Source organism: Nonomuraea sp. NPDC049637 (genome assembly GCF_040675235.1).
Taxonomy (GTDB): Bacteria; Actinomycetota; Actinomycetes; order Streptosporangiales; family Streptosporangiaceae; genus Nonomuraea.
On the sequence record NZ_JBFAOM010000006.1, the window covers coordinates 197,499 to 210,008 of the forward strand.

The following is a 12,510-nucleotide window of genomic DNA, read 5'->3' on the forward strand; positions in this document are numbered from 1 at the left end:
CGGGCCTAGTAGACCAGGGCCTGGGCGCCTTCGCTGACCGCCTCCTCCACGAAGGCCGGCGCGCCGGCGATGCGCACGCCCTCGATCACGTCGTCGACCGTGATGTCGCGGCGGGCGGCGCACTGCGTGCACAGGGTCACCCGGCCGGCCGCCAGGACGGCTTCCAGCAGGTCAGCCAGCGGCGCCGCGTGCGGCAGGGAGAACTCCTTGGCCCGCCCCGGCAGGGCGAACCAGGACGACTCGCCGGTCAGCCAGAGGGAGACCGGCACGCCGCTCGCGAGCGCGGCCGCCGCCACCGTGAATGCCTGGTTGCACCGCTCAGGGGCGTCCGCCCCCGCGGTCACCTTGATCACCAAAGATCGTGCCATGGCGTCACCCTAACCCCGACCGACGCGGCCCCACACGTACGGATCGGCCTGGGCGCTGCCGAACGGCGACCAGGCCAGGCGCGTCTGCCCGGTCCTGTCCCCGGTGTCGGAGTCGTAGACGAGCACGTTCGCTCTCAGCGCGGTGGGCGGGGCGGGCAGCAGCGCGAACGGGATGCGTACCTCGACGCCGTACCCGCCGTCGTGGGCCGCGGACGCCACGCCCACCCGCGGGGCGGGGCCCTGGCGGGCGTCGGCGTCCCGGGCCGCGCACGGGCCGCCCTTGGCGGTGTAGGGCAGGACGCCCAGCTTGAACGTGGTCGAGGTGTCGTCGGAGTCGCCGCGCGGGTCGAGGGCGATCTCGACCGCGTCGGTGCGCCAGTGGCGCTCGCACTCGTCGAGGGCGGCGCCGCGCGCCTCGTCGGTGACCTCGACCTGGACGTAGAGGTCGGCGCCGTGGCGGGTCAGCCGGGCGGTCGCGGCGCAGTCGGCCGCCGGGCAGCGCTCGCCCTCCCAGTGGGCGAGGGGCAGGGCGGGGCCCGCGTACTCGCCGGGTGAGGCCAGGCCGTCGAGCTTGGGGGCGCGTCCGGCGACCGGGAGGGTGGTGGCGGGCGGCTCGGGATAGTCGGGCTGTGCCCGATTGGCCAGCCAGGGCAGGCCGGTCGCGCGTGCCCAGTCGCGGAACTCGGCGTACAGAGGGCGCAGGCCCGCCTGCTCGACGACGGGAGCGGGCACCGGCCGCCCGCCGTCGAAGACGACCGAGAACCAGTCGCAGCCGAACGGCCCGGTCACCTTCGCCGGCCGCGCGGCGAACCCCTGCGTGCGGTACGCGCGCTCGGCGTCGCGCTCCCGCTGGGCCCACGTGACGCGGTGGCGCGGCGACCAGGCGCCCGCCCAGACGCCGAGCTGCGGCAGCCCGGTGGCCGGGTCGCGCATGCCGGCCGTCGCGCAGCCGGGGCCCACGGGGCCGCGCAGCCCCCAGTTCTGGGTCAGCAGCCGGGTGGCCCGCCAGGGCGCGCCCGTCCCGGGGAACGCGGCGGGGTCGGCGGCCAGCCGGAACGCCTCGACGGCCAGCCGGGCGGCGAGCTGGTGCCCGCCGTGCTGGTTGAAGGGCCGCGGGTCCATCGTCACCACGGTCGAGGGCCTGGTCGCCCTGATCGTCTCGACCAGCCGCCGGAGGGTGCCCGGACCCCACGCGCGGGCGGTCAGGGGCGCCGACAACGTGTACCAGAAGTCCGGTCTGTCCAGGTAGAAGACGTCGCGGATGCCCGCGTGCGCGACCGCCTCGCGCTCCTCGGCCTCCCTGATCCGGCCGAGCGCGGCGCCCTTCTCCGGCCCGGCGGCGTTGCCGCCGCCCTCGCCGCGGGTGATCGTCACGACGCCGGTGGTCAGCCCCAGGCGTTCGCGCCACTGCCCGAACGTGGACAACGACTGGTACTCGTCGTCCGGATGGGCGCCCACGAACAGCACGTCGACGTGCGGCGGCACGGCCCAGGCATCCAGCATCGCGACTCCCCCCGGCTAGACCTCTCCCCGATCCAGAAGGTTAGTCACCGGCGCTAGGCTTGGTGAGCATGGAAGAACCTGAGGTGCACCCCGCTCTGGAGCAGATCGCGTTCCTGCTCGGCCGCTGGGAGGGCGCCGGCGTGGGCGGCTATCCGACGATCGAGAGCTTCAACTTCGGCCAGGAGATCGAGTTCGGCCACAACGGCAAGCCGTTCCTGACCTACGTCAGCCGCACCTGGCTGCTCGACAACGACGGCAACCGGGTCAGGCCGCTGGCCACCGAGTCCGGCTACTGGCGTCCGCAGCCCGACCGGCAGATCGAGGTGGTGCTCGCGCACCCCACCGGCATCGTCGAGATCTACATCGGCGAGGTCGTCTTCCACAAGATCGAGCTGCGCACCGACGTCGTGGCCCGCACCTCCACGGCCAAGGAGTACACCGCGGGCCACCGCCTTTACGGCCTGGTCAACGGCAACCTGATGTGGGCCTACGAGATGGCCGCCGTGGGCCACCCGCTCACCGACCACATGTCGGCCGAGCTGAAGAAGGTGTCCTGAGCATGACCTCGCCGTTCACCCCCGACGCCGTCGAGGCGATCAAGCGCCACATGAACGACGACCACACCGGCGACGCCCTGGTCATCGTGCGCGGGCTCGGCGGCCGGCCGCAGGCCACCTCGGCGGTGACCAGCGACGTCGACGCCGAGGCGATGGAGTTCACGGTCGACGGCGGCGAGCGGGTGCGCGTGCCCTGGGGCGAGACGCTGACCGAGCGCGCCCAGGTGCGCAAGGCGGTCGTGCGCCTCTACCGGGCGGCCTGCGCCGAACTGGGGATCGAACCCCACGGGGAACACTGAGGGGGACACTGAGGGGAGAAAACAAAGAAGGGCCCCGGGCAACACTCCGCCTGCCGAGCAGACGGGCCGGATGGACCATGGTCGGGATGCGTCATCCCGCCCTCCGGCTGCCAGGGGCCCCGGTGGTTGCCTCGGATTCGCTTGCGACACGAGACAACAGTCCGCAGCGCTAGCGGACAACCACCTCGCTAGCCCGACTATGACTATCCATTATTCGGACCACCTCCTTTCCGCGTACTCATGAAGCTATGCGGTCGCGAGCGCCGGGGGCAAGTAATTATCGGACGGCCGCGAACAGGCGATCGTGCGCTTTACACTCGGGGGCATGACCGAGACGCAGTGGCACGAGGAACTCCGCGCCAAGGGCTACCGGGTCACCCCGCAGCGGCAGCTCGTGCTCGAAGCGGTCAAGGATCTGGAGCACGCCACGCCCGAGGAGATCTGCACCAAGGTGCGCGAGACGGCGCGCGGGGTCAACATCTCCACGGTCTACCGCACGCTCGAACTGCTCGAAGAGCTCGGCATGGTCACCCACACCCACCTCGGTCACGGCGCGCCGACCTACCACCTGGCGGCCGAGGCCGACCACGTCCACCTGGTGTGCCGGGGCTGCGACGAGGTCTTCGAGGTGCGTCCCGAGCTGGCCGAGGGGCTGGTGAAGGGGCTCGACGAGGAGCTGGGGTTCGCGGCCGACGTCCATCACCTGACGGTGTTCGGCCGCTGCAGCAACTGCCGCTGACCCGCGGCACCGGCGTCGGGCGCCGTCGCGGGGGCGGATAGCCTTGGATGCATGCGTAGCCCTCTGCTCGATCTCCCCGGCGCCGTCGCGGCCGACGGGCCGGACGCCGACGTAGCCGCGCACTATGGCGACCTGTTCGCCGAGCAGCGCGCGCTGGCCAAGGGTGAGGCGGTCGTCGACCGCAGCAACCGCGAGGTGGTCCGCATCTCCGGCGCCGACCGGCTGAAATGGCTCAACGACCTGACCTCGCAGAAGCTCGACACGCTGACGCCCGGCCAGTGGACCCAGACGCTCGACCTCGACCTCCAGGGCCGCGTCCTGCACCACCTCACGCTGGTCGACGACGGCGAGAGCGTGCTGGCGCACGTCGAGCCCGGCACGGCGCAGAGCCTGGTCGACTATCTCGACCGCATGCGGTTCATGCTGCGCGTGGAGGTGTCGCGGGCCGACGACCTGGCGGTGCTCTCCACGGCCACCGAAGACTTCCTGGTGCCGCGGGCCGAGCTGGCCGATCATCTGGGCCGGCCCCTGGCGGGGTTGTGGGCGTACGAGGCGCTGCGCATCGAGGCCCACCGGCCGCGGCTCGGCTTCGAGACCGACCACAAGACGATCCCGCACGAGGTGGGCTGGATCGGCTCGGCCGTCCACCTGAGCAAGGGCTGCTACCGCGGCCAGGAGACGGTCGCGCGCGTGCACAACCTGGGCCACCCGCCGCGCCGCCTGGTGTTCCTGCACCTCGACGGCAGCGTCGACACCCTGCCCGCGCACGGCGACCCGGTGATCTTCGAGAGTCAGGAGATCGGCGTCGTGGGCTCGGCCGCCCGCCACCACGAGCTGGGCCCGATCGCGCTGGCCGTGGTCAAGCGCACGGTCCCGGTCGACGCGCCGCTGCTGGCCGGTGGCGTGGCCGCCGCCCAGGAGGTCGTCGTGCCGCCGGACGCCGGCCGCAACGTCAGCATCGACCCCTCGCTGCGCCGCCGGATCCGCTGACCCCGCTAGGCGTCGATGTCGAGGACGAGCGTGATCGGCCCGTCGTTGACCAGCGAGACCTTCATGTCGGCGCCGAAGCGGCCGGTCTCCACGTGCGCGCCGAGCGCCCTCAGCTCCTCGACCACGGCCTGCACCAGCGGCTCGGCGACCGGCCCCGGGGCCGCGGCCTGCCAGGTGGGGCGCCGGCCCTTGCGCGCGTCGCCGTAGAGGGTGAACTGGCTGATCACCAGGAGCGGGGCGGAGACGTCGGAGCACGACTTCTCGCCGTGCAGCACGCGCAGGCCCCACAACTTGGCGGCGAGCTTGGCGGCCTCGGCCCGGGTGTCGGTGTGCGTCACGCCGACCAGGACGAGCAGCCCCGGTTCGTCGATCGCGCCGACCGTCTGCCCCTCGACCTCGACGGAGGCCGAGCTCACTCGTTGTACGACTGCCCGCATGGCATCCCATTCTGGCGCAGAAAGAACTGTTCGTAGACTCATGCCGAAAGGGGGCGCGTAATGTCGCTTGTTGTCGAGGTTGTCCGGTCTGGGTTCGTGGAGTCCACCCATCAGGCCCGCATGCTGACCGTGGACGCGCAGGGCGTCCCGGTGGAGACGCGGGGGGCGGTGCACGTGCCGGCCTCGCCGCGATCGTCGATGAAGCCGCTGCAGGCGCTCGGCATGCTGCGCAACGGCCTCCAGCTGGAGGGTGAGCTGCTGGCCCTGGCCTGCGCCTCGCACTCAGGCGAGGCGTTCCACGTGGACGGCGTACGGAAGATCCTGACCGGAGCGGGCCTGGACGAATCCGCCCTGCAATGTCCGGAGGACCACCCGGCCGAGCGCACCTCGACCGAGTTCGGCCGGGTCTACATGAACTGCTCCGGCAAGCACGCCGCCATGCTGGCCACCTGCGTGCTCAACGACTGGCCGGTCACGACGTACCTGGAGCCCGCGCACCCGCTCCAGCGCGCGATCCGCGCGACGGTCGAGGACCTGACCGGCGAGCGGGTGGCCGCCTCCGGCGTGGACGGCTGCGGCGCGCCGCTGTTCTTCGTCTCGATGCTCGGGGTGACCAAGGCGTTCAGGGCCTTCCCGCTGGCCGCGGAGGGCTCGTTCGAGCGGCGCATCTTCGACGCCATGCGCGCCCACCCCGAGTGGACGTCCGGCACCGACCGGCCCGAGGCCAAGCTCATGCGGGCGATCCCCGGGCTGATGCTGAAGGCGGGCGCGGAGGCGTTCGACGCGTTCGCGTTCGAGGACGGCCGAGCCGGCACGATCAAGATCGAGGACGGCTCGCAGCGGGCCCGGGTGCCCGTCACCGTGGCGGCCCTGCGATCGCTCGGCCTGGACGCGCCCGAGCTGGCCGAGCTGGCCCGGCCGGCGCTGCTGGGCGGCGGCCGGCCGGTCGGCGAGCTGCGGATCCGCTAGCGGGGTGAGCCCTGAGCCGCCGCCACCCGGAGTGTCTAGAGGGTGCGGAACTGGCGGCTGGCGGAGATGGCCCCCGAGGTCGTCGTGGTGAACGTGCGCATCGACCCGGCGAACTTGGACAGGTCCCACTCCGCCGGACCGTGGTACCAGTAGAGGTTGTCGGCCTGGTGGCCGTTGCCGGTCACCGAGGCCACCACCCGCGACCAGTGCTCGACCCCGTCGAAGATCACCGCGTACGGCAGGTAGCGCGAGAACAGCTCCACCCGGTGCTGCTCGGGCACCTCGCCGAGGTCGCCGGAGAACAGGTACTCGCGGAAGCCCATCGTGTGCGCGAGCGCGGCCGAACCCTTGGCGGTCTTGGCCGGCATGTACTGGCCGCCGACGGCCAGCGCGCCGCCCGCGATGACCAGGGCCAGCCCCAGCAGCCCGTACGTGGTGAACCAGGCCAGCCCGACCGTGGCCAGCAGGCCCAGGACGATCAGCACGACGCCGATCGTCGTCCACCGGGTGCGCTCGGTGTCGGGACGGCGGGCGAACCAGCCCTGCTCGACCACGTCGGAGTAGAGCGCGTCGCGCACCTTGCCCAGATGGCCGGCGAACGAGCCGGACAGCTGCGAGAGCAGCACCGCGTCGCGGCCGTCGAAGACCGCGTCGTACAGGGCGCGCTCGTACGTCAGCAGCGAGTTGACCGGCGCGTTCGGCAGCCTCACCAGCAGCCAGTCGGGGGCGTCGTAGGTCTGGCGGGGCTGCTCGTCGATCCGCAGGTAGCCGCGGACGGCCAGGTCGACGATGGTGGCGGTCACGTCGACCACGTCGGCCTGCTCGTCCACCAGCGTGCCGATCTGGCCGGGACGCACGCCGTCCGGCGGGGTGAAGTGCCCGTTCTGGATGGGATCGACTCCGCCCTTCTCGTGGCCCGCGACCCGGGCGTCCCGGCCGCGCGTCCAGTAGAGCAGGCCGACGCCGCCGAGCAGCAGCACGAGCAGGCCGGCCAGCGCGCCGCCGGTGACCAGGTCGAGGGTGAACGCCGAGGCCAGCGAGAAACGCCGCTCCAGGATGGGCGTCCCGGAGCTGGCCCCCTTGGGGAAGCCGACGACCACCGTCAGGGCCTGGCCGGCGGCGAGGTTGTCCTGCTCGAACTCGGCCCGGGTGGCGCTGTGGTCCATCGAGGCCGAGGTGCAGCCGATCGCCGAGGTCAGGTCGCCGGCGAAGCACGACAGGTTCTGCACCTGGCCGGGCCCGCTGACCTGGACGGTCGCCTTGGTGACGGGGACGTTCCAGCCGCTGACGGCGAACCAGCGCAGCTCCTCGGCCCCGCCGGAGGTGGTCACCGCGCCCTTGACGTCGTACTCGACGGTCTGGCCGGTCACGGTCAGGACGTCGCCGTCGAGCTTGCCGCCCTTGACGTCGGTGACCCGGTAGACGCGGTCGTTGTCGTCGTCGTAGCGGGTCTTGGTGAGCAGGGTGCGCTTGAGGCCGCCGGACGCCCCGGTGATCTTCTCGACCACGTGGAGAGTGCCGTCCTTGGCGAGCGTCATCGTCACCTGGTCCGTGATCCCGGCCTCCGCCAGGGCGGGGGTGGCCAGCAACGTCAGCGCGGTGGCTCCCAGGGCGGCCAACGTGAGTCTGAAACCCGTCATGGCGGGACATCGTAGCGGTTGCGGGTGTCAATCCAGGGTGATGGCGTCGGCCGCCCGGCGTACGCTCTCGGGCGCGGCGGCCATGCCCGGGTTCTCCAGGGCCAGGGCCTGGTTCAGGGCGACGTAGGGCCGCATGCGCCGCTCGTACCGGTCGAACGCCCCCTCGGGGGCCCGGCCCAGCTCCTCGGCCAGCACGTACGCCCCCACCAGGGCCAGGCTGGTGCCCTGCCCCGACAGCGGCGAGGGGCAGTGGGCGGCGTCGCCGACCAGCGCGACCCGGCCCTGCGACCAGCGGTCCATCTCGACCTGGGCCATGGCGTCGAAGTAGAAGTCGTCGGCCTGCCACATGGCCGCCAGCAGCTTGGGCGCCTCCCAGCGCAGCCCCGAGCAGTGCTCCTGGACCAGGCGCTTCTGCTGCTCGACGTCGCGGTGGTCGTAGTCGATCGGGCCCGCGGCGAAGCCCATGTTCACCTTCATCACCGCCGGCTCGCGGTCGCTGAACAGGCCGAACCCGGCCTCGCCCGCGCGGTGCCAGAGCTGCCAGTGGTCCAGGCCGAGGAAGTTGTCGGCGGTGTAGATGGAGACGTACATGCCGAGGTGCTTGAGGAAGCGCTCCTCCGGGCCGAACGCCAGCCGCCTGACGTTGGAGTGCAGGCCGTCGGTGCCGATCACGTAGTCGTAGCGGTCCCGGACGCCGCTGTCGAAGGTCACGTCCACGCCGCCGGCGTCCTGGGCGAGGGTGGCGATGGAGTCGCCGTAGCGGCAGGGGGCGTCGGTGACGGCGCCGACGATCGCGGTGAGGTCGTCGCGGGCGATCTCGACGTCCGGGCTGTCGAGCCGGCCGCCGCTGATCGTCTCCTCGGTGCTGCGCATGATCTCGTTGCCGTCGCCGTCGACCATGGACATGCCGCGCATGGTCGTCCGCGCGGCCCTGACCTGCTCCAGGACGCCCATGCGGTCGGCCACGACCAGGGCGGCGCCGCGCAGGTCGACGGCCTGGCCGCCCTTGCGCGGGCGCGGCGCGCGCTCGACCAGCGTGACCTCGAAGCCGCGCCGCCGCAGCCAGTGAGCCAGGACGGGACCGCCGACGCTCGCTCCTGAAACCAGAACTCTCATGACCCGCTCCTTGTGTTGACGTTGTACGCGAAGCTGAATGTACGTCGTACATACAGCAGCTCACAAGGTTTCACTGGTAAGATCTGTACTAGTACAGAGAAGGGGTAGTGATGACCGCTCCGCCCTACGCGCGCATCGTCGAGGACATCAGGCGCCGCATCGCCGACGGCCGGCTCCGCCCCGGCGACCGGGTGCCCTCCACCAGGCAGCTCGCCCGCGACTGGGAGGTCGCGCTGGCCACGGCCGCCAAGGCGCTCACGGTCCTGGCCCAGGACGGCGTGGTGGTCGCCGAGCCGCGCGTCGGCACGATCGTGGCCGAGACCCGCGGCGGCAGGGCGCGGCGGGCCCCCGTCCCGTCCGGCGACGACCTGACCCGCGACCGCATCGTGGCCGCGGCCGTCGAGATCGCCGACGCCGACGGGCTCGCCGAGCTGACCATGCGCGGCGTCGCGGGCCGGCTGGGCGTGGCCACCATGTCCCTCTACCGGCACGTCGGCGGCAAGGACGACCTGGTCATGCTCATGATCGACCACGTGATCAGGGAGTTCCCGCTGCCCGACCCGCCGCCCGACGGATGGCGGGCCAGGCTGGAGACCGCCGCGCGGGTGCAGTGGGCGGGCTACCGCACCCACCCGTGGATGGCCAGGGTCACGTCACTGACCAGGCCGCTGCCCTCGGCCAGCCTGATCGCCCACACCGAGTGGGTCATGCGCACGCTGGAGGGCTCGCCCCTCGACCCGGTCGGCAAGATGCACGTGCACACCCTGCTGTTCAGCTTCGTCCAGGGCCTGGCCGCCAACATCGAGATGGAGCAGCGGGCCCAGGCCGCGACCGGGCTGACCGCCGACGAGTGGATGAGCAGCCGGGAGGGGGAGCTCCAGGCGCTGGCGCAGTCGGGGCGGCTGACCGCCTTCACCGGCGTCATCGAGGAGCTGGGCGGCGAGTTCGATCTCGACCTCGACCGGCTGTTCGCCTTCGGTCTCGACGCGCTGCTCGACGGGCTCGCCGGGCTGGTCGAGGGGCGCTAGTCGGAGATCGCGATGCGCAGCCGGCGGAAGCCGCGGCCCTTGCTCTCGATCTTGGCCACCTTGATGCGGCCGATCTGCTTGGTCGAGGCCACGTGGGTGCCGCCGTCGGCCTGCGTGTCGAGGCCCACGATGTCGACGATGCGCACGTCCTGGACGGCCTCGGGCACCAGGTTGCTTGCCGTGCGGATGATGTCGGGGATCTCGAACGCCTCCCGCCGCGGCAGCACGCGCACGTCGATGCGGCGGTCGGCGGCGATCTCGGCGTTGCACGCGTCCTCGACGGCCTGCTTGAAGCCGGGCGGCACCTCGGGCAGGTCGAAGTCCATGCGGGCGCTCAGCTCGTCCATGTTGCCGCCGGTGACCAGGCAGCCGTAGTCCCTGAACACCACGCCGCACAACACGTGCAGCCCCGAGTGGGTACGCATGAGCGCCGAACGCCGGGCGTCGGCCACGGCGGCCTCGACCACCGTGCCGGCGGGCGGGATCGGGTCGCCCTCGGCGGGGATCAGGTAGAGATCGTCGCCTTTGCGCACCCCGACGATGCGCGTCTCCACGCCCTGCCAGACCAGAACTCCGTGATCGGCGGGCTGGCCGCCCCCGCCTGGATAGAATGCCGACCTGCTCAGCACGATCCCCTCAGGCGTCGCGTCCAGCACGACGGCTTCGAAATCTCGCAGGCTCTGGTCGGACAGTTCGAGCCGCTGCGTGCGCCCGTGGAGGTCGGCGGTCATATCGGCAGCCTAGTGCCCCGGGGTGATTATGCGTGGCCTGACGCTTCGAGGAAGAATCGCCCCGGTCATCGCAATAATGGGGATATTTGCTGGAATTTCAGCATGTACGAGTGCGGTGGCCCGGACGCCGCCGCAGCGGGTGCCGGAGGCCGTTCCGCCGGTCCGTCCGGCGGTTCCGGTGATGATGTTCGTGGGCGACAGCTTCACGGTCGGATCCGGCCCGGTGCCGCCCTGGCGGACCTACGCCTCGGAGTCGGCGCGGCTGCTCGGCTGGCAGCCGGTCATCGCCGGCGCGGGTGGCACCGGCTACCTCAACGAGGGCAAGGTGGGCCGCACGTTCCGGCGGTCGTTCGAGGAGGAGCTGGCCTGGCGGCCGGCCCCCGACGTGCTGGTGATCTCCGGCGGCCACAACGACCAGCGCTGGAGCACCGGGCAGGTGCGCGAGGCCGCGGCCGCCCTGCTCGCCGAGGTGCGCCGCCGCTGGCCGGTCACCAAGGTCGTGATGGTCGGCCCGATCTGGCTGGAGGACACCCCGGCCAAGGCCTACCGGGTGCGCGACGCCCTGGCGGAGGTGGCGGACGCCGCGGGCGTGCCGTTCCTGGACCCGATGCGCCGGAAATGGGTGACCGGCAGGCCGTCGGAGACGGTGCTGCCCGACGGCGTGCATCCCACGTTCGCCGGGCACGAGCGCATCGCCGCCTGGCTGGCGGCGGAGCTGGCCTGATCGGGGCCGGTCCGGCCTACCAGGGGCCGTAGGGGCCGCTGTTGCCGCGGCCCATGCCCTTGACGGCGGGCTTGACGTCGACGATGTAGATCGTGGCGGCGATGACGGCCAGGATGGAGAACAGGCCGAGCCCGTTGAGGCCGATGAACCGGAAGCCGCCGATCAGCATGAAGTCGTTGAAGTAGCCCAGCGCGCCGCCGCCGGACAGCAGGGTCGCCAGCGCGAGGATGAGCACCCAGATCTTCTTCTGCAGCTTGCCCGCCGAGACGAACGCGTTGGTCGGCACGCGCGCCGCGTGCACCAGCGCGTAGACCGACATGCCGAAGATGACGGCGGCGAGCACCAGGAAGAGGAAGTTGAAAACGCCGTTGATCATATTCATGTTGCTGGCTCCACCCAACGCCGCGATGAAATCGGCCCCAGCCTAATAGGCGTCCCCGACAAGCGGGCACCGGAACAGAAACGGGCCCGCCTCCGGGGAGGCGGGCCCGCTCGCTCACTCAGGCCTTGGCCCGAGGCGTACGCGTGGTCTTCTTGACGGGCTCGGCGACGGGCGGCTCTGCGGCCTCCGACACCTCCTCCAGCTCAAGGGCGGCCTCGCCGGTCGTCTTGCTGACGACCTTGCGGCCACGGGTGGCGAACTCCTCGTAGACCTCGGTGGCCTTGTTGCTCAGCTGGTCGGCGTACTCGCGGGCCTTGTCCGGGAACTCGCGGACGAAGCCCTCGGCCTTGTCGGCGTACGCGCGGGTCTTCTCCGGCAGGTCCCGGGCCAGCTCCGAGCGGCGGGACTGGAGCTGACGCAGCTGCTCGGGCAGCTCGCGCAGCTTCTCGACGGCGAAGTCGCCGGCGCCGGCGAAGGCGTAGAAGGGCTTGGAGTCGGTGAGCTTCTTGACCTCGGTGGCAAGCGTCATGGGTTAACCTTCCTTGGTTTCCTGGGTGACGGTCCCGTTGCCGGGGGAGGCCGCGTAGGGCTCAAGCGCGGCGAGATACTCCTCGGGCAGCGATGGCTCGTCGTCCGCGGTGGAGTCGTGCTGAGGGCGGGCGTTCTGGGAGGTCTGCTCGCCCTCGGTGCGGTTCTCCTTGCGGAACGATTCGTAGATGTCGATCAGCACCTGGCGCTGCCGCTCGGTGAGCAGCGTGTCGGCGTTGACCGCGGTGATCACGTCGCTCGGCGGCTCCCGGTCCTCGATGAGGCCGGCCTGCACGTAGAGCGCCTGCGAGGAGATGCGCAGACCCTTGGCGATCTGGTTGAGAATCTCCGCGCTCGGCTTGCGCAGCCCGCGCTCGATCTGGCTCAGGTAGGGGTTGGAGACCCCTGCCGCCTGCGCGAGCTGGCGCAGCGAGATCTTCGCCTGTTGCCGTTGCTCGCGGATGTATTCGCCGATCGAGCCGACCTTCGGTAGTGCCAT

Annotated in this window: 16 protein-coding genes; 7 read left to right on the top strand and 9 right to left on the bottom strand. The window is 71.6% G+C overall.

The window, feature by feature from the left end; genetic code table 11:
* Positions 1-5: 5 nt before the first annotated feature.
* The gene (locus AB0J71_RS11435) at positions 6-368 is read right to left on the bottom strand and encodes a DsrE family protein (RefSeq protein ID WP_352319743.1); all 363 of its coding nucleotides are present in this window, start codon (positions 366-368) and stop codon (positions 6-8) included.
* A 9-nt stretch (positions 369-377) separates the two neighbouring features.
* Positions 378-1,871 (bottom strand): sugar-binding protein, encoded by a 1,494-nt coding sequence (locus tag AB0J71_RS11440; RefSeq protein ID WP_364413891.1) that lies wholly within the window; start codon positions 1,869-1,871, stop codon positions 378-380.
* A gap of 68 nt (positions 1,872-1,939) precedes the next feature.
* On the opposite strand from AB0J71_RS11440, the gene AB0J71_RS11445 reads away from it, so the two are divergent.
* From AB0J71_RS11445 to AB0J71_RS11460, 4 genes are all read left to right on the top strand, one after another.
* On the top strand, positions 1,940-2,428 hold the full coding sequence (locus tag AB0J71_RS11445) for an FABP family protein (protein ID WP_352319740.1): 489 nt from the start codon (positions 1,940-1,942) through the stop codon (positions 2,426-2,428).
* Between the two features lie 2 nt (positions 2,429-2,430).
* Positions 2,431-2,727 (top strand): DUF2470 domain-containing protein, encoded by a 297-nt coding sequence (locus AB0J71_RS11450; RefSeq protein ID WP_352319738.1) that lies wholly within the window; start codon positions 2,431-2,433, stop codon positions 2,725-2,727.
* 325 nt (positions 2,728-3,052) lie between these two features.
* Entirely contained in the window at positions 3,053-3,466 is a 414-nt protein-coding gene (locus AB0J71_RS11455; protein ID WP_352319736.1) for a Fur family transcriptional regulator, read from the top strand.
* Between the two features lie 51 nt (positions 3,467-3,517).
* A complete protein-coding gene (locus tag AB0J71_RS11460) occupies positions 3,518-4,456 on the top strand; it encodes a folate-binding protein (protein WP_352319734.1) in 939 nt (312 codons plus the stop codon).
* 5 nt (positions 4,457-4,461) lie between these two features.
* Here AB0J71_RS11460 and dtd read toward each other — a convergent pair whose 3' ends face one another.
* Positions 4,462-4,893 (bottom strand): D-aminoacyl-tRNA deacylase, encoded by a 432-nt coding sequence (dtd, locus tag AB0J71_RS11465; protein ID WP_364413893.1) that lies wholly within the window; start codon positions 4,891-4,893, stop codon positions 4,462-4,464.
* 60 nt (positions 4,894-4,953) lie between these two features.
* On the opposite strand from dtd, the gene AB0J71_RS11470 reads away from it, so the two are divergent.
* Complete coding sequence (locus AB0J71_RS11470) at positions 4,954-5,862, top strand: asparaginase (protein WP_364413895.1); 909 nt, start codon at positions 4,954-4,956, stop codon at positions 5,860-5,862.
* 35 nt (positions 5,863-5,897) lie between these two features.
* Here AB0J71_RS11470 and AB0J71_RS11475 read toward each other — a convergent pair whose 3' ends face one another.
* Positions 5,898-7,502 carry a DUF2207 domain-containing protein gene (locus AB0J71_RS11475; RefSeq protein ID WP_364413897.1) on the bottom strand — a complete coding sequence of 535 codons (1,605 nt, stop codon included), beginning with the start codon at positions 7,500-7,502 and terminating at the stop codon, positions 5,898-5,900.
* A gap of 27 nt (positions 7,503-7,529) precedes the next feature.
* Positions 7,530-8,618: an FAD-dependent monooxygenase gene (locus AB0J71_RS11480; RefSeq protein ID WP_364413899.1), complete on the bottom strand. Its 1,089-nt coding sequence runs from the start codon at positions 8,616-8,618 to the stop codon at positions 7,530-7,532.
* 110 nt (positions 8,619-8,728) lie between these two features.
* Here AB0J71_RS11480 and AB0J71_RS11485 point away from each other — a divergent pair, with 110 nt between their 5' ends.
* Complete coding sequence (locus AB0J71_RS11485; RefSeq protein ID WP_352319725.1) at positions 8,729-9,646, top strand: GntR family transcriptional regulator; 918 nt, start codon at positions 8,729-8,731, stop codon at positions 9,644-9,646.
* Here the strand turns inward: AB0J71_RS11485 and AB0J71_RS11490 are convergent.
* Entirely contained in the window at positions 9,643-10,377 is a 735-nt protein-coding gene (locus AB0J71_RS11490) for an alanyl-tRNA editing protein (RefSeq protein WP_352319723.1), read from the bottom strand. The two genes, AB0J71_RS11485 and AB0J71_RS11490, sit on opposite strands and share 4 nt — an antisense overlap.
* Positions 10,378-10,492: 115 nt before the next feature.
* On the opposite strand from AB0J71_RS11490, the gene AB0J71_RS11495 reads away from it, so the two are divergent.
* Positions 10,493-11,101 (top strand): SGNH/GDSL hydrolase family protein, encoded by a 609-nt coding sequence (locus AB0J71_RS11495; protein WP_352319721.1) that lies wholly within the window; start codon positions 10,493-10,495, stop codon positions 11,099-11,101.
* 16 nt (positions 11,102-11,117) lie between these two features.
* Here AB0J71_RS11495 and AB0J71_RS11500 read toward each other — a convergent pair whose 3' ends face one another.
* The 3 genes from AB0J71_RS11500 to AB0J71_RS11510 form a co-directional block, all read right to left on the bottom strand.
* A complete protein-coding gene (locus AB0J71_RS11500; protein ID WP_352319719.1) occupies positions 11,118-11,477 on the bottom strand; it encodes a DUF2516 family protein in 360 nt (119 codons plus the stop codon).
* A gap of 124 nt (positions 11,478-11,601) precedes the next feature.
* Positions 11,602-12,012 (bottom strand): hypothetical protein, encoded by a 411-nt coding sequence (locus AB0J71_RS11505; RefSeq protein ID WP_352319717.1) that lies wholly within the window; start codon positions 12,010-12,012, stop codon positions 11,602-11,604.
* A gap of 3 nt (positions 12,013-12,015) precedes the next feature.
* A complete protein-coding gene (locus AB0J71_RS11510) occupies positions 12,016-12,510 on the bottom strand; it encodes a helix-turn-helix domain-containing protein (RefSeq protein WP_352319715.1) in 495 nt (164 codons plus the stop codon).